Source organism: Roseovarius sp. THAF8 (genome assembly GCF_009363735.1).
Taxonomy (GTDB): Bacteria; Pseudomonadota; Alphaproteobacteria; order Rhodobacterales; family Rhodobacteraceae; genus Roseovarius.
The window spans coordinates 1,882,555-1,904,062 of sequence record NZ_CP045410.1; the positions used below are offsets into that span (position 1 = coordinate 1,882,555).

Consider the following 21,508-nt stretch of genomic DNA (forward strand, 5'->3'; position numbering starts at 1 on the left):
GCAAAAAGGGGCGAGCAATGTTTGTCAGGTATCTCTTTCCAGTTCTGGGCGCGGCGCTATTGTCCGGCGGCGCGGCGGCCACGGCCCTCGAATCGTCGATCCGGCCCGTCGCGCGACCCGCCGCCGCCACGCCAACCCCGCAGGTCACCCGCGTTTCCGTATCCACCAGATCGCTACGTCCCAAGCTGCGCCCCGAGGCGCTGAGCGACAACTCCGGCGAGGCGCAACTCACCCGCGTCTCCAACCCCGCCTTCGACAACTGGGTTCGCTCCTTCCGTGGCCGTGCCCTGTCGCGCGGGGTCAGCGCGCGGGTCTTCGACGCCGCCTTCCAGAACATCAACTACAACGCCGACGTGGTCTCGAAAGACCGCAACCAGGCCGAGTTCAAACGCCAGATCTGGGATTACCTCGACAGCGCCGCCTCGCCCGAACGCGTCGACATGGGCCAACAGGCCCTCAGCCGCCACCGCAGCGCGCTAAGCCGGATCGAACAGGCCTACGGGGTCGAGGCCGAGGTCGTCACCGCCGTCTGGGGCCTGGAAAGCAAGTACGGCACCCGCATGGGCGACATCCCGGTGATCGAGGCCCTGTCCACGCTGTCTTTCGACGGTCGCCGCGGCGCCTTTTTCGAAAAGCAACTGATCGCCGCGCTGAAGATCCTCCAGAACGGCGACACCACGCCGCGCAATTTCCTCGGCTCCTGGGCCGGGGCAATGGGTCACACGCAATTCATCCCCACCTCTTACGAGGCCTATGCCGTGGATTTCACCGGCGATGGCCGCCGCGACATCTGGTCGAACGACCCCTCCGACGCGCTCGCCTCCACCGCCGCCTACCTGAAACGCTTCGGCTGGCGCAAGGGCATGCCCTGGGGCGTCGAGGTACGTGTGCCCAACGGCGCCCGCTTCGGCAACACCAGCCGGATGCCCTCGCAATGGGCCGCCCAGGGCGTCGTCGGCGTCGATGGCCGCGCGGTGCGCGACTACGGCTCGGCCCGGATCATCCAGCCCGCCGGACCTGCCGGCGCGTCCTTCATGGTCTTCGCCAATTTCGACGTGATCAAGCGCTACAACAACGCCGACGCCTACGCCATTGGCGTCGGGCACCTGTCGGACCGCATAAAGGGCGGCCCCGGGATCCAGGCCAGCTGGCCGCGCGGCTATACCCCCGTCAGCTTCGAGGAGCGCAAGGAAATCCAGCGCCGGCTGAAGCAGATGGGCTATCCGCTGGAAAAGATCGACGGCATCATCGGACCTAACACCGCCAAGTCTATTATGAACTTCCAGCAAAGCGCCGGTATGAAGACCGACGGCTTCGCCTCGCGCGAGGTGCTCAAACGCCTGCGCTCGCGCTGACCACGTGCACCCGCCCCGGAACGCGCAGCGCGCCGTCCGGGGCCTCGAACTCTTTCAAGGCGTCGCGCAGCTTCTCCGCCACGGCGGCATAGTCCCCGCGGCCGCCGCCCATATCCTTGACGATCCGCCCCGCCGGCCCCTCGCGAGAGGCGAAGGTGGCGTTCTGCTCCAGGTCGCCGATGGGCGTCAAAGTGATCTCCTCGGTGGTCAGGCCGATGCCGTCGAACCCGGCGGAATCAAGAATCTCCCGCACATAGTCCGCCTCTGAAAACGCCATCGGCCCCGGCGCGCGCGGGTCCTGCGGCGGCGGCGCGCCGACCACGGATTTCGCCGCCTCGGCGGGGACACGGAACCACGGGTTGCCGTCCATCCCGGCCCAGCACACGAAGGTCATGCGCCCACCCGCTTTCAAAGCACCCCGCATGTTGGCGAAGGCCGCCCTCGGGTCGTCAAAGAACATCACGCCGAAACGTGACACAAGGTGATCCGCCGCCACGTCCCCGAACGGATGCACCTGCGCATCCGCCAGAACACAGGTGGCATTTGCGACGCCCTCCGCATCCAGCCGCTCACGGGCCAGGTCCAGCATCGGCCCCGACACGTCCAGCCCGGTCACATGGCCAGCCTCGCCCACGATCTTCGCTTCGGCGATCAGGCCTGCCCCGGTGCCGCAGCCGATATCGACGACCTTGTCGCCCGCCCGCAACCCGGCGCGGTCCAGCAGCAGGTCCAGAACCGGCGCCATCAGACCGTCGAACATCGCCTGTTCCCGCACCCAGACTTCGCCCGCCTTGCCGGACCAGTGATCCGCCTGCTCGGTGTTGACGATCCCGCTCATGCCGCCCGGCCCGCGGCCATCACGCACAGGATCTCGAACATGATCGATACACCCAGGAACGCGGTGTTGCCGCTGGCGTCGAACGGTGGTGACACCTCGACCATGTCCGCGCCCACGATATTGACGCCCTCAAGCTCCCGGCACACCTGCAACGCCTGATACGAATTCGGCCCGCCCACCTCGGGCGTCCCGGTGCCGGGCGCGAAGGTCGGATCGACGAAATCGATGTCATAGGACACGTAGGTCGGTTTATCGCCCACGATCTCGCGCGCCTCGGCCATCACGTCGGCCACGCCACGCTCGAAGAACTCCTCGATCAGGATCAGGCGGATGCCTTCGGCGCGGGCGAAATCCCGGTCCTCGGAATCGTACATGCTGCCACGCAGCCCGATCTGCACCACGCGCTTGGGGTCCAGCAAGCCTTCCTCAACCGCGCGGCGGAAGGGCGTGCCGTGGGTATACATCTGCCCGTTGAAATAGCTGTGAAAAAGGTCCGTATGGCTGTCGAAATGCACCATGCCCAGCGGCCCGTCCTTGGCCACCGCGCGCAGCACCGGCAGGCTGGTCAGGTGATCGCCCCCCGCCGTCAGCGGCGCGATCCCCGCGCCCACCACGCCCTCGTAGAATGCCGTGATCCGCGCCATGCTGTCGGCGATATCGGCCGGGTTCGGCCCCACATCCCCCAGGTCGGCACAATTCAGAGCCTCAAACGGCCGCACGCCACTGACCGCGTGCTGCGCCCGGATCATGGTGGACGCATCGCGCAACTGCCGTGGCCCATGCCGAGGCCCGGGCCGGTTGGTCGTCCCGCTGTCCCAGGGCACGCCGATCACGCCCACATCCACATCCGCGTACCGCGCATGATCCGGCAGCACATAGGGCAGCCGCATGAAGGTCGGCACCCCCGCGAAACGCGGCAGCTCAAAGCCCGAAACGGGCTGGAAAAACGGGTCACTCATGCTTTGGTCTCCAGTCTCTTGCGGGCCGTCACCGGCCCATCCCCATGCGCCTCGATCCGCGCGATGGCCTCGGCCATCGGTTCATAGGCCACGGCCATGTGATGCGCATTGGCATGTAACAGCGTCTCGGGGTCAACCACCCACGCCACATGCCCCTTCCAGAACAGCAGGTCGCCACGCCGCAATAGCGCGTCTTCGGGCAGCGCCTCACCAAGCTCCGCCGCCTGCAAGTCGCTGTCGCCGGGGCAGGCCACGCCGCAGGCCAGGCACCCCGCCTGTACCAGCCCCGAACAGTCGATCCCCAGCGCCGAGTTCCCGCCCCAGACATAGGGCGTTCCGATCAGCCGCTCCGCCACGCGCACCGGATCGGGCTCGACCGCACTGGCCACGCGCAAATGCGTTGCCGGCACGTACATCCGGCCCTCCGGTGCAAAAATCTCGGCCCAGCGCCCCTCGGTGCCGGTCACGCTCACCCAGGCCCCCAGGCTCAGTATCAGATGCTCGGTCTGCGCCTTGAAATCCGGTTCCCCCAGAGCATGGGTCATCCGTGCCTGCACCACGTGGTTCGGTGGTCCCTTCGGCACAGCAAGATCCCCCGCGGCGAAATATCCGGCATATCCATCGCGCAGCGCATAGCCGAACACCCAGCCGCCCCGCTCTTCCAACAGGCGCACGCCCTCGCCGAAAACCAGTTCGCGCTCGCGCCTGCCGTCCGGCTCTGACAGGATCGGCGTGACCGGCACGATCACCTGCCGGTCGTCGCCCTCCACGAACAGCTCCGCCTCGACCTGCCCCAGCAGCCCCGCATCGGCCACGCGCCCGTTGGAATGCAGCCGCCGCCGGTCGGTCACAGCGCCAGCACCTCGGGCAGCGCCTGCAAGAGCGCCCGCGCGCCCATGCCGACCCCGCCCTTGGGACGGCCCGGCGCGGCGCTCTGGTTCCAGCCGTAGATGTCGAAATGCGCGTAGCGCGTGCCCCCCGCGAAGCGCCGCAGGAACAGCGCAGCCGTGATCGCCCCGGCAAACCCGCCGCTCGGCGCGTTGTCGAGATCGGCATTTCCCGGCTCAATCATCGCCTCGTAGGGCTCGTGAAAGGGCAGCCGCCACACCGGATCCGCCACCGCCTGCGCCGCCGCGTCCAGCGCGCCCGACAGAACGCCGTCATCGGTGAAATAGGGCGCGATATCCGCCCCCACCGCCACTCGCGCCGCACCCGTCAGGGTCGCCATCGAGATCATCAGGTCCGGCTCCGCCTCGGCACCAAAGCTCAGCGCGTCGGCCAGCACCAGCCGCCCCTCGGCATCGGTGTTGTTGATCTCCACCGTCTTGCCGTTCCGGGCGGTCAGGATGTCGCCGGGCCGGAACGCATTGCCGCTGACCGAGTTCTCCACCGCCGGGATCAGCACCCGCAACCGCACCGGCAGCTTCAACGCCATGATCATCCGAGCCAGCCCCAGCACCGTGGCCGCGCCGCCCATGTCCTTCTTCATCAGGCCCATGCTCGCCCCGGGTTTCAGGTTCAGCCCCCCGGTGTCGAAGCACACGCCCTTGCCGACCAGCGTCAGGTTCGGCCCGGTGTCGCCCCAGCGCATGTCGATCAGGCGCGGCGCCTGGTCGGCGGCGCGGCCCACCGTGTGGATCATCGGGAAATTCTCGTCCAGCAGCGCCTCGCCGCGGATGACCTCGATCTCGGCGCCCTGCGCCTTGGCCAGGTCGGCACAGGCCGCTTCCAGCTCTACCGGCCCCATGTCCGAGGCCGGCGTATTGATCAGGTCGCGCGTCAGTGCCTCTCCGGCCGCAATCGCCTGCTGCCGGGCCGCGTCGACGCCTTCCGGGGCCACCAGCGTCGCCTTGGCGGGTTTCTGATCCTTGTAGCGGTCAAAGGCATAGCCCGCGAACAGCCAGCCCAGCGCCTCCTCGGCGGCCCGTTCCTGCGCCAGCCCTTCCAGGCGATAGACGCCCTCCGGCAGGTTCGCGGCCTGCGCCGCAAGGTGGAATCGCCCGCGTTTGCGCGCATCTTGCGTGCCATAGCCCGCCAGCGCCATTACCGGCGCGCCATTGCCGTCGGGCACCAGCAGCGACTGGTCCAACCCGCCGGTGAACCCCGCCGCCTGCACCCAGGTCGAGACGGTGGCCGACTGATCTGCCAACCAGCCCTCCAGCGCGTCCTGTTCGATCACGTGAAGCGGAAGGGCATCGGCCCCTTCCGGTGCAAACTCAAGCGGCATGGCGCATGTCCCGGGATGGTTTCGTTCATCCGCAGCCTAGCCTGACCCGCAGCACCTGCAAGACCTCAGACGGAATAATCCTGCACGTCCCAGATTTCGTGCAGCGACGTCTCGCCGATCCTCAGAAGCCGCGACAGCGTGGCCGCGATCGCCACCCTGTCATGCAGGTCGATGCTTTGCGTGACGTCCCGCGCCACCCGCGCTAGCTTGCTCATCCCGACCTGCTCGGCAATGGCGATCAGGCTGCGGGCGCTCTTGCGCATGTCCTGCACCCGGTCGCTGCGATAACACCTCTCGGTATGCGACAGGCGCACCGCCAGTTCTTCCAGTGCGCGGCACACGACATCTTCAGCCCCGGCCTCGCCCAGTTGAAGGTAAAGCTGTTCCAGCCGCCCCTGGTCCAGCTGCGCGACCTCGGTCTGGTTCAAAAGGGTAATTCTTTCCACGGTCTTTCCCACATTTCCATGCCCCCTCGGCGGGGCCGACCATGCCTGCAAAGCCTTTTGAATTGGTTTGCCATCCACCAATTTCTATCTCGAATTCTTCTAGAATCCCGATTATCACCCTCCGGACCAGTGACAGACCCAAAGGCGCCATCATGAAAAGAGTCCGCCCGCTCCCCAGCTACCTCGTGCAACGCTACAAGGGCTGGAAGGCCACGAAATACCAGGACAACCAGGCCTGGTACCGCCACCTGGCGCAAGAGGGGCAGCACCCCCGCGCGATGATCATCTGCTGCTGCGACAGCCGCGTGCATGTCACCGCGATCTTCGGCGCCGACCAGGGCGAGTTCTTCCTGCACCGCAACATCGCCAACCTCGTGCCGCCCTTCACCCCCGACGGTCAGCAGCACGGCACCTCGGCGGCGGTGGAATACGCGGTTACCGCGCTGAAGGTCGCGCATGTGATCGTGCTCGGTCATTCCAACTGCGGCGGCGTGCGCGGCTGCGACGCGATGTGCTCGGGCGAGGCGCCGGAGCTAAACGACAAGACCAGCTTCGTGGGCCGCTGGATGGACATCCTGCGCCCCGGCTACGAACGGGTGAAAAAGATCAAGGACACCGACGAGCGTGTCGCCGCCCTGGAAAAGCAGGCCGTTCTGGTCAGCCTGGAAAACCTCGTCACCTTCCCTTTCGTCGCCGCGGCCATCGAGAGCGGCCACCTTACCCTGCACGGCCTCTGGCACGACATCGGCGAGGGCGAGATCGAACATTACTTGCCCGAAGAGGGCGGGTTCGTCACGGTCTGACATCGCGCCGGGCCCTCCGCGCGTTATTCCTGTTGCCTTTCTCCGCCAGTGCCATAAATCACCCCGGATTTCATTCGGAGGGGATGCTGGATGACGGAGATACTCGCCCTGGCCGGCGACAACCTGATCTCGCCGATCGTGTTGTCCTTCGCGCTCGGCCTCGCCGCCGCGCTTGCGCGCTCGGACCTCTCGGTGCCCGAGGCCGCGGCGAAGGCCCTGTCGATCTACCTGCTGTTCGCCATCGGGTTCAAAGGCGGGGTCAGCGTGGCCGATCACGGCATCGACGCCACGCTCGGGTTCACCCTGCTAGCGGGCGTGGTGCTGTCGGGCCTTCTGCCCTTCGTGGCCTACCTTCTGCTGTGCATCGTCACTCGGATGGACCGCCTGAACGCCGCCGCCGTCGCGGGGCATTACGGCTCGATCTCCATCGTCACCTTCGTCGCCGCCACCTCCGTACTGGAAAGCCGCGGCATCGGGTCCGAGGGCTACATGGTGGCCGTCGCCGCCGCAATGGAGGCGCCGGCCATCCTGTCGGCCCTCTGGCTGGTGTCGCGAGGCGAGAAATCGGGGCGAATGGATGCCGGCCTCTGGCGCGAAATCCTTCTGAATGGCTCCATCGTCCTGCTGGTCGGCAGCTTTCTCATCGGCTGGGTCACCGGCCCCGAGGGTCTTGAGGAAATCAGCAGCTTCATCGTCGCGCCCTTCAAGGGCGTGCTCTGCCTCTTTCTTCTGGACATGGGCCTCGTCGCCGGGCGCGGCATGGCCAAGGGCCGCCATGACATCGGCCTTGGCGGTCTGGTCTTCGGCCTCGTCATGCCCGTGGTCGGCAGCCTCTTCGGCCTCGGCGCCGCCCTGCTTCTGGGCCTGTCGACCGGCGGCGTGGTCCTGCTGATGGTGCTGGCCGCTTCGGCCAGCTACATCGCCGTGCCGGCGGCCATGCGCGTCGCTCTGCCCGAGGCGAATCCCTCGATCTACCTCACGCTGTCGCTTGGCGTGACCTTCCCCTTCAACCTTGTGCTGGGCATCCCGCTTTACGTGGCCATCGCCCGCGCCGCGACAGGAGGCTGACATGCAGACACATGATGCGAAACGCGTCGAGATCACCATCGAGAAGGTCATGAAAAGCCGCCTGACCAAGGCGCTTCAGGCCGCCGACTTGACCGGCTACACCGTCCTGCCCGTCTCCGGCGGGTCGGGCCGGTCCGGCGAATGGGACCGTGCGGGCCAGGTCGGCCGCGCCGAAGGCATGGTGCAGGTCGTCTGCATCATCCGCCCGGACCGGCTGGACAGCCTGCTGGAGGCCGCCTTTTCCGTGGTCGAGCGTCACATCGGCGTGGTCTGCGTCACCGACTGTCAAGTTCTGCGCGCCGAGCGATTCTAGGCCTCGCCCCGGCAGACGCCCTGTGCACCGGCCCGGCAGGGCCAGTGCACACGTTCCGTCCCGGACCACGAAAGCACCTCAGCGCAGCACCATCCCGTCCGGCCACTTGATCGTGTGGCTCAGGCGGATCTCCCGGCGTTCGCCTGCGCCCAACTCGAACTCCCACGCCAGCACGCCGCGCTTGTCGTCGACCGTCTCCTCGGCCGGGGTCGGCGTCGCCTCCCAGCTGATCTTCAGATCCTCCTGCTCGGACACCGGTACCCGGTCCAGCACCCGCAACGGCCAGCTCTCTCCGGTCAGGTTCTCGACCTCGATGCGCACCGTTTCCTCGATCCGGTTGGATTTCGAGATCACGCCGCGGTCGCCCTCAGCCCGCTCCTCTACCGTCCGCGTCAGGCGCAGCCCGTCGATGGGACCAAAGGACAGCTCCGCCGCCTCGCCCGCCGGGATCATTTCAAGGTAACGCTGCCCCACGAAGCGCCCGTCGAGATAAAAACTCGCCTCGGCAGTGGGCAGGATCAGTTCGCCCGTGTCATTGGTGAACTCCGCCACCAGAAACGCGCTGGGATCGTTCAGCGGCACCGCCTTGGCGACGGTCTCGGCCTGCGTTTCCAGCGTGCCCAGCGCCAGGCGCACCCGGTCCGCCCCCGTGGCGACGTCGACCGTGCCGGGATAGCTGTAGGTCACCGACAGCCCGTCGAAATCCGCCGCAGCGACGATCGCCTCAGGCGACACGGCCAGGGCTTCTTCCTTCGCGGCGCCTGCGGCCATGTCGGACTCCGCAACGCTGCGCGCGAGCGGCACGGGCTGCATCGGCTGCTCCTCGTAGATCCGGCGCAGCCACGGCCAGACCTCACTGGGCGCGGTCTGCTCGCTGGGGCGCACGGTCGACAGGGTCAGCTCCGCCGCCTGCCAGTTCTCGCCCGTCGACTGCGTCACGTACGCGCCGCGCTCCAGCGTCAGCGCACCGCTGCTCCGGTCCAGCCGCAGGTCATAGACCGGCTCCCACCCGGCGGCATCGGTGTTGTAGGTCACGGTCAGCACGCCCTCGGTTGCGGCCTCGGCGCTGACGGCCACGGCCAGCATCGCGCGGTCCTCGTCCTCGGGCACCAGCGCGGCCTCGGCCTGTTTCGCCCGCTCAAGCTCTTCTTCCAGGTCCTCCAGCGAGCGCGCCATGGCTTCGGCCCGACGCTCGGCATCCTGGGCCGCGCGCAGCGCCGCCAGGGTCTCTTCCCCGATCATCGACGACAGGTCGCGCAGGGCGGCGATGTCCAGAGCGGTCACGCCCTCGCCTTCGCCCAGCTTCTGCAGGAACGCCACCCGCGCCCGGGCGGCCTCCGCCTCCAGCCGGATCGTCTCGACCGCGGCGCGCGCGTTGCGCAATTCGTCCTCCAGCCGCTCGACCTCGGCGCGGGCGGCCTGCAACGCGGCGGTCTCTTCCTCGGTGCGCGGCGGCACGAAATCGCGCCGCGCCGTGACGCTGCCCATCGCCGCGCCCTCGACCGCCACCCGGACCGAGGCCAGCGGCGTCGAGCGGGGCAGATCCGTCAGGATCAGCTGATGCTGCCCCGCCGGGATGCTGTACGGCACCTGCCGCGTGATCGTGGCGCCTTGGGGATAGAGCGTGACCGCATCCACGTCACTCGACAGCGCGAAATCTTCGGCAAGTGCGGGAAACGGCAGGGCGGCAAGGATGATAAGGGAAAGCGAACGCATGATGTTTACTCCAGGGTAGTTGGCCGGATGATCGGTCTCTGATGGGACGCGTGCAAGGGCGCCGTTCTTGGCGGCACCAACAAATTTTTTCGCAAAAAGAAACCGCGCCGCCCTTGGCAGAGGACGGCGCGGCAAAAATTTCGATGCAATGGTAAGGGCTTAGCCCTTTTGCAACACGCGGTTGCCCAGCGTCTCGGCGATCTGCACCGCGTTCAACGCGGCACCTTTGCGCAGGTTGTCGCTGACGCACCACAGGTTGATGCCGTTCTCGATCGTGCTGTCCTGCCGGATCCGGCTGATGAAGGTGGCAAAATCGCCCACGCATTCCACCGGCGTCACGTATCCACCGTCCTCGCGCTTGTCGACGACCATGATCCCCGGCGCCTCGCGCAGGATGTCGCGTGCCTCGTCCTCGTCCAGAAACTCCTCGAACTCGATATTCACCGACTCCGCGTGCCCGACGAACACCGGCACCCGCACGCAGGTCGCCGTGACCTTGATCGACGGATCGACGATCTTCTTCGTCTCGACCACCATCTTCCACTCTTCCTTGGTGGAACCATCCTCCATGAAGACGTCGATATGGGGAATGACATTGAACGCGATCTGCTTCTGGAACTTCTTCGGCGGCACTTCGTCCGTGGGGTTGTAGATCGCCTTGGTCTGATCCCACAGCTCGTCCACGCCTTCCTTGCCGGCACCCGACGTCGCCTGGTAGGTGCTGACCACCACCCGCTTGATCCTGGCGCGGTCATGCAGCGGCTTCAGCGCCACGACCATCTGCGCGGTCGAACAGTTCGGGTTGGCGATGATGTTCTTCTTGGAATAGCCCGTGATCGCCTCCGGGTTCACTTCCGGCACGATCAGCGGCACATCCGCGTCATAGCGATAGAGCGACGAGTTATCAATCACCACGCAACCCGCCTTGGCGGCGATCGGCGCGTATTTCTTCGTCGCTTCCGAGCCGATGGCAAAGAGCGCCATGTCCCAGCCGGTGAAATCGAACCCCTCGATGTCCTTGGTCTTCAAGGTCTTGTCGCCAAAGCTGACCTCTGTGCCGATGGACCGGCGGCTGGCAAGCACCGCGATCTCGTCGACAGGGAACTGGCGCTCGGCCAGGATGTTCAGCATTTCGCGGCCCACGTTGCCCGTGGCGCCCGCGACGACGATCTTGTAACCCATCTTGGGAAATCCTCTTCGGTTCGGGTCTCTTTGCGCCGCTCATACCGCAGTGCAGCACGATGTTAAAGGGGCTGCACATGGGGCGCACAGTCTGTCATTTCGATATTTCTAGAAATTTGGCTTGCAACAGACCTTCATTTCTATAATCCTAGAAATATGAAACAGAAGCCGATTCCCGACCTCGACCTTGCCCTCGCGGCCTCCACCTTTGCGGCACTTGGCTCCGAACAGCGCCTCGCCGTGCTGCGCACCCTCGTGCGCGCCGGCCCCGAGGGCTTGCGAATCGGCGAGTTGGGCGAGCGTGCGGGTGTCACCGGATCCACTCTGACCCATCACATGAAAATCCTGTCACAGGCCGGTCTGGTCCGGCAGGAGAAACAGGGCCGCAGCATCATCTGCGCCGCCGTCGCCTATGACGAACTGCACGCGCTGGCCGATTTCCTTTTGCGCGAATGCTGCGCCGACAGGGACCACTGCGCCCACGAGGACACCAAGGACCACGATCATGGCTGACATCACCGCCCCCACCCTGCGCCGCAGATGGGCCAGCCTCGACAAGGCCTGGCTGGCAGTCGCGCTGATCCTCGCCGCCGTCGCCGTGCTCGACCCGCCGCAGGCCTGGCCCACCGTCACCTTCACCGCCGGCGCGCTCCTGCACACCGCCCCCTTCATCGTTTTCGCCGTCCTCGCCGTGGCCTACATGAAGGCCACCGGAGCGGAGACCCTTCTGGCCAAGGCGTTCGAGGGCCGGCAGGTCCGCATGATCTTCCTCGCCGCTGTGCTGGGCGGTCTCTCGCCCTTCTGCTCGTGCGAGGTCATTCCCTTCATCGCCGCCATGCTGGCGCTCGGCGCGCCTCTCGGTGCGGTCATGGCCTTCTGGCTGGCCTCGCCGCTGATGGACCCGGCGATGTTCCTCATTACCTCCGGCACCATCGGCTGGGATTTCGCCATGGCCAAGGCCGCCGCGGCGGTGGGCCTCGGCCTCATGGGCGGTTTCGCCACCATGGCGCTGGCCCGCTCGCCCCTCTTCGCCGATCCCCTGCGCGAAAACCGCCAAACCGGCGGCTGCTGCGGCGCCAAGAAACCGTTCGAGGGCAAGCCTGTCTGGCGCTTCTGGTGCGACGCCGACCGCACCGCCACCTTCCGCGAGAACGTCATCGACAACGGGATCTTCCTGCTGAAATGGCTGACGCTGGCCTACGTGATCGAGGCGGTGATGCTGGAATACATCCCGGCCGAAACCATCGCCGCGGTCCTGGGCGGCGACGGCATCGGTACGATCCTCCTCGGCGCCCTCGTCGGCGCGCCGGCCTACCTCAACGGCTATGCCGCCGTGCCGCTGGTCGACGCGCTGCTGGCCCAGGGCATGAGCCAGGGCGCCGCCATGAGCTTCGTCATCGCCGGCGGCGTCAGTTGCATTCCCGCCGCCATCGCGGTGTGGGCGCTGGTCAAGCCACGTATCTTCTTCGCCTATTTCGGCTTCGGCATCACCGGCGCCGTGCTCGCCGGCATTGCGTGGCAGGCTGTGGCCTGAGGTCGCAAAAGCACACCCGGATCAACAATGCGGCGCGACGTACCGGACGGCCTTCGCGCCGCTTCCTCGTTTTTTCTCATCTCGAGCACAAAATTGCCCCGATTTGTTGTCACATCGTGGACAATTCCGACATAATGTGCGGGATCAAGACCAACACGGTCTTAAGAAAACCTCGCTAAACGAGGGCAAGAGCAGCGACGGAGCCCCTGATGCTCGAGTTCGACAATGTCAGCAAGTCCTTCTGGACGGGCACGCAGCGCAAGGTGATCCTTGACCGCGTCTCGTTCCGGGTGGAGCTTGGCCGTTCGCTCGGCATCCTCGCGCCCAACGGCACGGGCAAGACCACGCTGATCAAGATGATGGCGGGCCTGGAAAAACCCGACGAGGGCGAGATCCGCCGCGGTTGCCGCATTTCGTTTCCGCTGGGTTTCATGGGCGGTGTCATCAGCCGCGTTTCGGCCCGCGAAAACGCGCGCTACATCGCCACGCTCTACGGGCTCGATCCCGACTACGTCGAGGCGTATTGCCGCTATGTCTGCAATCTGGGCGAATATTTCGACCAGCCGCTCGGCACCTACTCGACGGGCATGAGATCGCGCTTCACCTTTTCGTTGATGCTCGCGCTGGATTTCGACATGTACCTCATCGACGAGGGCATGCCCAGTTCCACCGACGTCGAATTCAACCGGCGCGCGGGCGACATCCTTCGGGAACGACTGCGCACGACCACAGTGGTGATCGTATCGCACCAGCCCGCCACGCTCGAGAAATTCGCGCAGGAGGCCGCCGTCCTGATGGACGGCAAACTGCATATGTTCGACACCTTGGAAGAGGCAAAACAGCTCTATGACTACGAAACCCAAGGCTAGAAAGTTCCGCATCCGCCGCACGTCCGGCGGCAGCGCCCATGCCGCCGCCCCCGGCCCGGAGACCCCCGCCGAGGAGGTCCCGCAGACGCCGGACACCACGCCGCAGCAGCCCCCCGCAGACCGCGCCGACGCGCCCCGCCTGCACGAGGGCGAGGTGACATCCGCCCGAGAGGTTTCGGTGTCTCAGAACATCGATGACATCCGCAAGGAGGGCCTGACCGGGCGGCAACTGCGCATGGCGCGGCGCATGGCCCAGAAACACGGCCTCGCGCCGACATCCGACTTCGACGCGGTCCGCCTGCTGCGGGCCCGTGGCATCGACCCGTTCCAGGGCTCCAATATCGTCCAGCTTGTGTCGGCGGGGGAAAACACCCAGCCGGCCCAGACCGGCGACGAGCGCATCCAACTGCCCCAGACCGTGCCGGTAGGGCAGGTGGCCCTGCCCTCGACCGAGCTCAGTCCGGCCGACCGGCGCGCCCAGGAAATCCAGAAGATCCAGCGCGACATCGCCTCGCGCCGCCGCAAGAAGATGCTGCTGCTCATCTCGCGGCTAGCGGCCTTCGTCATGCTGCCCACGCTGATCGCGGGGTATTATTTCTACAACATCGCCACGCCGATGTACTCGACCAAGTCGGAATTCCTGATCATCACCGCCGACGGCTCGGGCGGTGGCAAGGGGGGCCTCGGCGGCCTTCTGCCCTCGCAATTCGCCACCGGGCAGGATTCCATCGCGGTCCAGTCCTACCTTGAATCCAAGGATGCCATGCTGCGCCTGAACGAGGATGTCGGCTTCAAGGCCATGTTCAGCAGCGACGAGATCGACCCGATCCAGCGGCTCGATCCCGACGCCACCAACGAAGAGGCCTACAAGGTCTATCAGAAATACGTAAAGCTGGGCTATGACCCGACGGAGGGCGTGATCCGGCTGGAGGTCGCCACCGCCGACCCTGAAACCAGCCGCGAGTTCTCTGAAAAGCTGATCGAATATGCCGAGGAAAATGTCGACTCGCTCAGCCAGGAAAAACGTTTCGACGCCGTGAAAACCGCCGAGGCCGCTCTTGAAGAGGCCAAGGAAGAACGCCGCGCGGCCCAGCGCCGGCTCGTCGAGTTGCAGGAAGGCTCGATCCTCGACCCCGAGGGCGAAATCGCCAATATCCGTCAGCTGATCGGCAATGTGGAATTGCAGCTCCAGGAAAAGCAGCTGGCGCTCAACACCCAGCTTGCCAACGCCCGGCCCAACACCGCCCGGGTCGAGGCGCTGCGCTCCGAGGTGCAGGTCCTGTCGCGCGAACTCGCCAAGCAAAACGCCCGCCTGACCGAGGCGACCGAGGAACGCACCTCGCTCGCCAGCCAGGCCGCCGAGATCCAGATGGCGCAGGCCGACCTCGCCACCTCCGACCTCGTGCTGCAATCCGCGCTGGAAACCAAGCGCCAGTCCGAGATCGAGGCGAACAAGCAGGTGCGCTACCTCACGGTCGCGGTGAAACCCGTCGCGTCGCAGGATCCCTCCTATCCGCGCAAGTTCGAGAACACTTTGCTTGCCTTCCTGATCTTCGGCGGTATCTACCTGCTCTTGTCGCTCACCGCGTCGGTCCTCAAGGAACAGGTTTCGTCGTAAGACATGAAAACAGTTGAAATCGCAGACCTGCGCGTCGGGAACGACGCGCCGCTCACCGTAATCGCCGGCCCCTGCCAGTTGGAAAGTGCCGATCACGCCCAGATGATCGCGGGCCAGATGAAAGAGGCCTGCGCCGCCGCAGGCGCCCAATACGTCTTCAAGGCGTCCTTCGACAAGGCCAACCGCACGTCCCTGTCAGGTAAGCGCGGCCTCGGCATCGACGACGGGCTGAAGGCGCTCCAGTCGGTCAAGGACGCGCTCGGCGTGCCGGTCCTGACGGATGTTCACCTGCCCGACCAATGCGCGCCCGCGGCCGATGTGGTCGATATCCTGCAAATCCCCGCCTTCCTCTGCCGCCAGACCGATCTTCTGCTCGCCGCCGGCGCGACCGGCGCCGCGATCAACGTCAAGAAGGGTCAGTTCCTCGCCCCCTGGGACATGCCCAACGTCATCTCCAAGGTCGAAAGCACCGGCAACACCCGCATCCTGCTGACCGAACGCGGCACCTCTTTCGGCTACAATACGCTTGTGGCCGACATGCGCGCCCTGCCCCAGATGGCCGCCACCGGCTACCCGGTGGTGATGGACGCCACCCATTCCGTGCAACAGCCCGGCGGCAAGGGCGGCAGTTCCGGCGGCCAGCGCGAGTTCGCCCCCGCCATGGCCCGCGCTGCCGTCAGCTTGGGCATCGCCGCCGTCTTCATCGAGACCCACGAGGCGCCCGACACCGCACCCTCCGATGGCCCAAACATGATCCCGCTGGACCAGATGCCCGCCCTCTTGCAGAGCCTCATGCAATTCGACAAGCTCGCCAAGGAACACCCCTGCCGCATTGATCCAAACTAAAGGTATTTCCGTGACCAAGCCTGCCGCCACTGTGACCCAGAACACCTGGGAATTCCTCCGCGACCCGATGATCACGCCCACGGGGTTCCGCGAATACGACGCCCGCTGGAAATACCCCGACGAGATCAACCTGCCCGGCGTCACCGCCCTCGGCCTCGGCCTCGGCACCCAGATGCGCCGCCGCGGCATCGATCCGGTGATCGCGGTCGGCAACGACTACCGCGACTATTCGCTCTCGATCAAGAACGCGCTCATCGTCGGCCTGATGCAGGCCGGTATCCACGTCAAGGATATCGGCCCGGCGCTCTCGCCCATGGCCTATTTCTCTCAGTTCCACCTCGACGTGCCCGCCGTGGCCATGGTCACCGCTTCGCACAATCCCAACGGCTGGACCGGGGTCAAGATGGGCTTCGACCGCCCCCTCACCCACGGCCCCGACGAGATGGGCGAGCTGCGCGACATCGTCCTGAATGGCGAAGGCGAGCCTCATTCCGGCGGCGGCTACGAATTCGTCAATGGCGTGCGCGAGGCCTATCTCGACGACCTCGTCGGCGACTTCAAAATGTCCCGCAAGCTGCGCGTCGTCTGCGCCACCGGCAACGGCACCGCCTCCGCCTTCGCGCCCGAGCTCTTCGAGCGCCTCGGCGTCGAGGTCATCCCCTCGCACAACACGCTCGACTATACCTTCCCCAACTACAACCCCAACCCCGAAGCCATGGAAATGCTGCACGACATGGCCGCCTCGGTAAAGGAGAGCGGCGCCGACTTCGCCCTCGGCTTCGACGGCGACGGCGACCGCTGCGGCGTGGTCGACGACGAGGGCGAAGAGATCTTCGCCGACAAGATGGGCGTCATCATGGCCCGCGACCTCAGCAAGCTGCACCCCAATGCCACCTTCGTGGCCGACGTCAAATCCACCGGGCTTTTCGCCGCCGACCCCGAGTTGCAGAAGAACGGCGTGAAAGCCGACTACTGGAAAACCGGCCACAGCCACATGAAACGGCGGGTCAAGGAACTGGGCGCACTCGCCGGGTTCGAAAAATCCGGTCACTACTTCCTGGCCGAACCCGTGGGCCGCGGCTACGACTGCGGAATGCGCGTGGCCGTGGAAATCTGCAAGCTGATGGACCGCAACCCCGACATGTCCATGTCCGACCTGCGCCGCGCCCTGCCCACCACATGGTCGACCCCCACCATGTCGCCCCATTGCCCCGACACCGAGAAATATCAGGTGCTCGACCGGCTGGTGCAGAAACTCGTCGCCAAGCATGAGGCGGGCGACACCTTCGCCGGCCAGCCGATCAAGGAGGTCGTCACCGTCAACGGCGCGCGGGTCATTCTCGAAAACGGCAGCTGGGGCCTGGTGCGCGCATCGTCCAACACCCCCAACCTCGTCGTGGTCTGTGAAAGCGCCACGTCGGACGACGAAATGCGCGCCATCTTCGCCGAGATCGACACCGTCATCCGCACCGAACCGTCGGTCGGCGAGTACGACCAGAAAATCTAGGCAGACTGGCGGCTCACGCTGTCTTAGTTGATCGGGGCTCAACCCTCAAACGCAGGTTGGATTGGGGGCCAGCCCCCGAACTCAGGTTTAATTGGGGGCCCGCCCCCAAACCCCCGGAGTATTTCCCCAACAGTGAACGCCGCCCGCCTCTGATCTGTTCTGGAATACCCTCGCCGCAGGCATCAAGCCTTCACGCGCTCCGATTTCGGGTCGTACATCGGACGCAAAGACGCCTCCGCCTTCACCCGCGTGCCCGCCACGTCGACCTCGTAGCTCGAGGCCAGCACCTGTTCGGCGCTCTCGCCCTTGCACGGCACATATCCCATGCCGATCGCCCCACCCAGGTGATGACCATACGCCCCCGAACTGAGGTAGCCCAAGATCTCCCCGTCCCGCAGCACCGGCTCGTTATGATAGACCATCGGCTCGGGATCGGTCAGCCGGAACTGCAGCAGCCGCTTGGTCAGCCCCGCCTCCTTCTTGCGCAGCACCGCGTCGCGCCCGATGAAATCCGGTTTCGAGGTCTTCACCGCAAAGCCCAGCCCCGCCTCCAGCACGTGATCCTCGCAGGTGATGTCATGCCCGAAATGCCGGAACCCTTTCTCGATCCGGCACGAATCCATCATGTGCATCCCGCAAAGCTTCAGCCCATGCGCTTGCCCCGCGTCGTATAGCGTCTCGAACGCATGCCCCGCCATGTCGGCACCGATGTAAATCTCCCAGCCCAACTCTCCGACGTAGCTGACCCGGTGAACCCGGGCGAGCCCCATGCCCAGCTCGATCTCCTGCGCCGTGCCGAACGGGTTGGCCGCGTTGGAGAAATCATTCGGGCTGACTGCCTGCATCAATTTGCGGGCATCCGGCCCCATCACCGCCAGCACGCCTTCGCCTGCCGTCACATCGGTGATCACGACGTTGAGATCACCCCGGTGCCGCGCCATCCAGGTCTGGTCCGCCAGCCGCGTCGCGGCGGGCGTCACCACCAGATACGCTGTCTCGCTCAGCCGCGTCACCGTCACGTCCGCCTCGATCCCGCCCCGGTCGTTCAGGAACTGGGTGTAGACGATCTTTCCATTCGGCACCGAATAGTCGCCGCCACCCACATGGTTCAGAAACGCTTCCGCATCCGGCCCCTCGACCCGGATCCTGCCGAAACTCGACATGTCGTACATGCCCACACCCGTGCGGATCGCGTTGTGCTCGGCGGCCGCATTCTCGAACCAGTTCTGCCGCCCCCAGCCATAGCGATACTCCCGCTCCTGGCCGTCCTTGGCGAACCAGTTCGCCCGCTCCCACCCGGCGATCTCGCCCAACACCGCACCGTGCTCCAGCAGGTGATGATGGAAGGGCGAGCGCCGCACGCCCCGCGCCGTGCGCTTTTGCAAATAGGGGAAGTGATCGGCGTAAAGCAGCCCCAGCGTTTCCTTCGACCGCTCGTAAAGGTAATGCCGGTTCCCCTGGAACGGCTGCATCCGGGCAATGTCCACGTCGCCCAGGTCGAACGGCTTCTCGCCGCTGTCCATCCACTGGCTCAGCGCGTGCCCCGCGCCCCCGGCGCTCTGGATCCCGATCGAGTTGAAACCTGCCGCCACCCACACATTGTCCATCTCGGGGCAAAGCCCGAGGTGATAGGCGTCATCCGGCGTGAAACTCTCCGGCCCGTTGAAAAACGTGTGAATCCCGGCATCGGCCAGCATAGGCATCCGGTTGACCGCCGCTTCGAGGACGGGTTCGAAATGGTCGAAATCCTCGGGCAACTGGTCGAACTCGAAGCTCTCGGGAATGCCGTTCATCCCCCACGGCTTCGCGGAGGGCTCGAACGCGCCCAGCAGGATCTTGCCCGCGTCTTCCTTGTAATAGGCGCACTCGTCCGGCACCCGCAGGACCGGCAATTGCCCCAGCCCGTCGATGCCCTCGGTGACGATATAGAAATGCTCGCACGCATGCAGCGGCACGTTCACGCCCGCCATGCGCCCCACGGCGTGGCCCCACATGCCCGCGCAGTTCACGATCGTGTCGCAGGCGATATGGCCGGTCTCGCCGCCATTGTCAGCGGCCCAGTCCACGCCCGTCACCCGGCGTCCCTCACGCGCGATGCCGGTGACCTTCACCCGCTCCTTCACCAGCGCCCCGTTCTGCCGCGCCCCCTTGGCCAGCGCCAGCGCGATATTGGCCGGGTCGGCCTGACCATCCGTGGGCAGCCAGACACCCCCAGTCACGCCATCAAGGTTGATATGCTCGTATCTCTGCTTGATCTCGTCCGGCGACAATTCCTCGACCGGCACGCCAAAGGCCCGCGCCATGGCCGCCTGCCGGTTCAGCTCCTCGCGCCGCTCGGGCGTCAGCGCGACCGAAATCGACCCGCCCTGCCGCAGGCCCGTGGCCACGCCCGTCTCGTCCTCCAACCCGCGATACAGCTCCGCCGAATAGCGTGCCAGCTTCGTCATGTTGGCACTGGCCCGCAACTGCCCGATCAGCCCTGCTGCGTGCCACGTCGTCCCGCTGGTCAGCTGCTTGCGCTCCAGCAGCACCACATCCTGCCAGCCCAGCTTGGCCAGGTGGTACGCCACCGAACAGCCCACCACACCGCCGCCGACAATCACCACGCGGGCGTGCTTCGGAAGGTCACTCATCGCCAGTCTCCTTGAACGCGGCATAAAGGTTCTGCCACTGGTTGGTCATCGGCCCCACCGTGCGCCATTCGACGTGCAAGCCATCACGCTCGAAATGCCGCTCGACCCAATCCTCGACGGCCTGCGGTCGCGACATCGAGAAATTGCTCGCGCCGATCTCGAACAGCGGCAGGTCCGCATCGATCTCGCAGGAGCGCCCGAACTCGTCCGTCGCCTGCACCTGAAGCCTGTAGCGATCCGGCGGCACATGGTTCAGCGCCAGCTTCAGCACGTCGGTCGAGCCATAAGACCCCTCCTGGATCGCCGCCGGCGCCTCCAGCACATCGGGCGACCTGTCAGAGTCGAAATCGACCGTAACACCGTCCAGCGCCGCTCGGTCCCGGCTGGCGAACTGTCGTTCATCGATCTGCAGCCATTCGGTGGTCAGTGCCGGCGCCAGCAAATACGCCATGTCCGCGTCACCGCTCTCATCTGGGATCTCCCGGCTCTGCGCGGCGATCATGATATCCAGTTGCACGCCCTCGGTTTCCTGACCGTTCTCGAAACTCTTCCACAGGACGAACTTCGCGTGGCTCACCTCGAAATCCAGCCGCCCGAATTCCTTGCTTTCAAAGCGGAAGCGCCCGCTTGCCGGGACCATGCCGGGGGGAAGCGTGCCATCACTCATCTCGTCACCTCCTTCATACGATCTCGTGTCCCGCCGCCTGAAGGCAGCGGGCAATCTCGGCGATATGCGCCGGCCCGATCTCGCAACAGCCGCCGACAATGGTGGCCCCCTGCGCGACCCAGCCCATGACGTATTCCGCGTATTCCAGCGGGCCAAGGTCCTTGCGTTGCTCCAGCGCATCCACCGTCGGCGCATCGCCCAGGAACCCGTCGCTGATCTCCGTAAACCCGTTGGCATAGCCGCCAAAAGGCAGGCCGAAATCCTTGATGACGTCCAGCGCGGCGCCCGTCGCCTCGGGACGCGAACAGTTCACCAGCACTGCGGCCGGCGCGTGCCTTGCTACCGTCTCGGCCAGCTCCGCCACCGGCTCGCCCGAGCGCAGTCGCGTGCCGTCCCGGTCATCCACGCTCACCGCCAGCCACACCGGCAGGCCCTGCCCCGACGCCGCCCGCAACGCGCCCTCGGCCTGGTCCACCGACGACATCGTCTCCAGCAGGAACAAGTCTACGTGATCCTTCATCAAGGCCACCGGCTCGGCATATATCTTCGCGGCCTCGGCGGCGGGCGGGCAGGTCTCGGGCTTGTAGGACTGCACCAAAGGGCCGATCGCGCCGGCCACCCGGCCCTTGCCGCCACTTGCTGCCCGGGCCCGGCGCGCGGCGCGCACCGCCGTATCGGTCAATTGCCCGACCTTGTCCTCCAACCCGATCCGCACCAGCCGGTCGCGCAGCACCGCGTAGGTATTCGTCGTGGCCACCGTCGCGCCGACGTTGAAGTAATCCAGATGCACCTCGCTCACCAGCTTGGGATGGTCGATCATCACCTGCGTCGACCACAGCGGCGTCGCCCGGTCGCCCGACCGTTTCACCAGCTCCTGCCCGATCGAGCCGTCCAACAGCGTAACCTGTGCCAAGTCTTTCCTCCCGC

20 protein-coding genes are annotated in these 21,508 nt (G+C 65.9%); 10 read left to right on the forward strand and 10 right to left on the reverse strand.

The genetic code is table 11. The annotated features are described in order from the left end of the window. Positions 1-17 precede the first annotated feature (17 nt). A complete protein-coding gene (locus FIU85_RS09195; RefSeq protein WP_152496671.1) occupies positions 18-1,355 on the forward strand; it encodes a lytic murein transglycosylase in 1,338 nt (445 codons plus the stop codon). Here FIU85_RS09195 and FIU85_RS09200 read toward each other — a convergent pair. The 5 genes from FIU85_RS09200 to FIU85_RS09220 all read right to left on the reverse strand — a co-directional run bounded on the left by FIU85_RS09200 (position 1,333) and on the right by FIU85_RS09220 (position 5,825). Next, a complete protein-coding gene (locus FIU85_RS09200; protein WP_152496672.1) occupies positions 1,333-2,193 on the reverse strand; it encodes a class I SAM-dependent methyltransferase in 861 nt (286 codons plus the stop codon). The two genes, FIU85_RS09195 and FIU85_RS09200, sit on opposite strands and share 23 nt — an antisense overlap. Next, positions 2,190-3,152: an agmatinase gene (gene speB, locus FIU85_RS09205; protein WP_152496673.1), complete on the reverse strand. Its 963-nt coding sequence runs from the start codon at positions 3,150-3,152 to the stop codon at positions 2,190-2,192. Before speB ends, FIU85_RS09200 begins: the two co-directional genes overlap by 4 nt. Then, positions 3,149-4,003 (reverse strand): NlpC/P60 family protein, encoded by an 855-nt coding sequence (locus tag FIU85_RS09210; protein ID WP_152496674.1) that lies wholly within the window; start codon positions 4,001-4,003, stop codon positions 3,149-3,151. The genes speB and FIU85_RS09210 overlap by 4 nt, the downstream gene beginning before the upstream one ends. Further along, the gene (locus FIU85_RS09215) at positions 4,000-5,379 is read right to left on the reverse strand and encodes a M17 family metallopeptidase (RefSeq protein ID WP_152496675.1); all 1,380 of its coding nucleotides are present in this window, start codon (positions 5,377-5,379) and stop codon (positions 4,000-4,002) included. The genes FIU85_RS09210 and FIU85_RS09215 overlap by 4 nt, the downstream gene beginning before the upstream one ends. 65 nt (positions 5,380-5,444) lie before the next feature. Next, a complete protein-coding gene (locus FIU85_RS09220) occupies positions 5,445-5,825 on the reverse strand; it encodes a hypothetical protein (RefSeq protein ID WP_172977991.1) in 381 nt (126 codons plus the stop codon). A gap of 152 nt (positions 5,826-5,977) precedes the next feature. On the opposite strand from FIU85_RS09220, the gene FIU85_RS09225 reads away from it, so the two are divergent. The 3 genes from FIU85_RS09225 (at position 5,978) to FIU85_RS09235 (ending at position 8,009) form a co-directional block, all read left to right on the forward strand. Continuing rightward, positions 5,978-6,628 carry a carbonic anhydrase gene (locus FIU85_RS09225; RefSeq protein WP_152496676.1) on the forward strand — a complete coding sequence of 217 codons (651 nt, stop codon included), beginning with the start codon at positions 5,978-5,980 and terminating at the stop codon, positions 6,626-6,628. Positions 6,629-6,718: 90 nt separating this feature from the next. Beyond that, positions 6,719-7,696 carry a sodium-dependent bicarbonate transport family permease gene (locus tag FIU85_RS09230; protein ID WP_152496677.1) on the forward strand — a complete coding sequence of 326 codons (978 nt, stop codon included), beginning with the start codon at positions 6,719-6,721 and terminating at the stop codon, positions 7,694-7,696. Between the two features lies 1 nt (position 7,697). Next, positions 7,698-8,009 (forward strand): transcriptional regulator, encoded by a 312-nt coding sequence (locus FIU85_RS09235; RefSeq protein WP_152496678.1) that lies wholly within the window; start codon positions 7,698-7,700, stop codon positions 8,007-8,009. Positions 8,010-8,087: 78 nt separating this feature from the next. Here FIU85_RS09235 and FIU85_RS09240 read toward each other — a convergent pair whose 3' ends face one another. Beyond that, complete coding sequence (locus FIU85_RS09240; RefSeq protein ID WP_152496679.1) at positions 8,088-9,725, reverse strand: DUF4139 domain-containing protein; 1,638 nt, start codon at positions 9,723-9,725, stop codon at positions 8,088-8,090. A 159-nt stretch (positions 9,726-9,884) separates the two neighbouring features. After that, positions 9,885-10,907 (reverse strand): aspartate-semialdehyde dehydrogenase, encoded by a 1,023-nt coding sequence (locus FIU85_RS09245; protein WP_152496680.1) that lies wholly within the window; start codon positions 10,905-10,907, stop codon positions 9,885-9,887. Positions 10,908-11,063: 156 nt separating this feature from the next. Here FIU85_RS09245 and FIU85_RS09250 point away from each other — a divergent pair, with 156 nt between their 5' ends. The 6 genes from FIU85_RS09250 (at position 11,064) to FIU85_RS09275 (ending at position 17,281) form a co-directional block, all read left to right on the forward strand. Next, positions 11,064-11,420 carry a helix-turn-helix transcriptional regulator gene (locus FIU85_RS09250; RefSeq protein ID WP_152496681.1) on the forward strand — a complete coding sequence of 119 codons (357 nt, stop codon included), beginning with the start codon at positions 11,064-11,066 and terminating at the stop codon, positions 11,418-11,420. Further along, positions 11,413-12,441 (forward strand): permease, encoded by a 1,029-nt coding sequence (locus FIU85_RS09255; RefSeq protein WP_152496682.1) that lies wholly within the window; start codon positions 11,413-11,415, stop codon positions 12,439-12,441. The genes FIU85_RS09250 and FIU85_RS09255 overlap by 8 nt, the downstream gene beginning before the upstream one ends. A gap of 209 nt (positions 12,442-12,650) precedes the next feature. Continuing rightward, positions 12,651-13,310 carry an ABC transporter ATP-binding protein gene (locus tag FIU85_RS09260; protein WP_152496683.1) on the forward strand — a complete coding sequence of 220 codons (660 nt, stop codon included), beginning with the start codon at positions 12,651-12,653 and terminating at the stop codon, positions 13,308-13,310. Then, positions 13,288-14,928, forward strand: a complete 1,641-nt coding sequence (locus FIU85_RS09265) for a capsule biosynthesis protein (protein WP_152496684.1) — start codon at positions 13,288-13,290, stop codon at positions 14,926-14,928. The genes FIU85_RS09260 and FIU85_RS09265 overlap by 23 nt, the downstream gene beginning before the upstream one ends. Positions 14,929-14,931: 3 nt before the next feature. Beyond that, the gene (gene kdsA / locus FIU85_RS09270; protein WP_152496685.1) at positions 14,932-15,774 is read left to right on the forward strand and encodes a 3-deoxy-8-phosphooctulonate synthase; all 843 of its coding nucleotides are present in this window, start codon (positions 14,932-14,934) and stop codon (positions 15,772-15,774) included. A gap of 10 nt (positions 15,775-15,784) precedes the next feature. Next, positions 15,785-17,281 (forward strand): phosphomannomutase/phosphoglucomutase, encoded by a 1,497-nt coding sequence (locus tag FIU85_RS09275; protein ID WP_152496686.1) that lies wholly within the window; start codon positions 15,785-15,787, stop codon positions 17,279-17,281. Between the two features lie 182 nt (positions 17,282-17,463). Here the strand turns inward: FIU85_RS09275 and FIU85_RS09280 are convergent, their stop codons facing one another. The 3 genes from FIU85_RS09280 to FIU85_RS09290 are packed head-to-tail and all read right to left on the reverse strand — an operon-like array spanning position 17,464 to position 21,494. After that, entirely contained in the window at positions 17,464-19,914 is a 2,451-nt protein-coding gene (locus FIU85_RS09280; protein ID WP_152496687.1) for an FAD-dependent oxidoreductase, read from the reverse strand. Continuing rightward, positions 19,907-20,581, reverse strand: coding sequence for a hypothetical protein (locus FIU85_RS09285; protein ID WP_152496688.1), 675 nt, complete (start codon positions 20,579-20,581; stop codon positions 19,907-19,909). Before FIU85_RS09285 ends, FIU85_RS09280 begins: the two co-directional genes overlap by 8 nt. Positions 20,582-20,594: 13 nt before the next feature. Next, the gene (locus FIU85_RS09290; protein ID WP_152496689.1) at positions 20,595-21,494 is read right to left on the reverse strand and encodes a homocysteine S-methyltransferase family protein; all 900 of its coding nucleotides are present in this window, start codon (positions 21,492-21,494) and stop codon (positions 20,595-20,597) included. Positions 21,495-21,508: the final 14 nt, after the last annotated feature.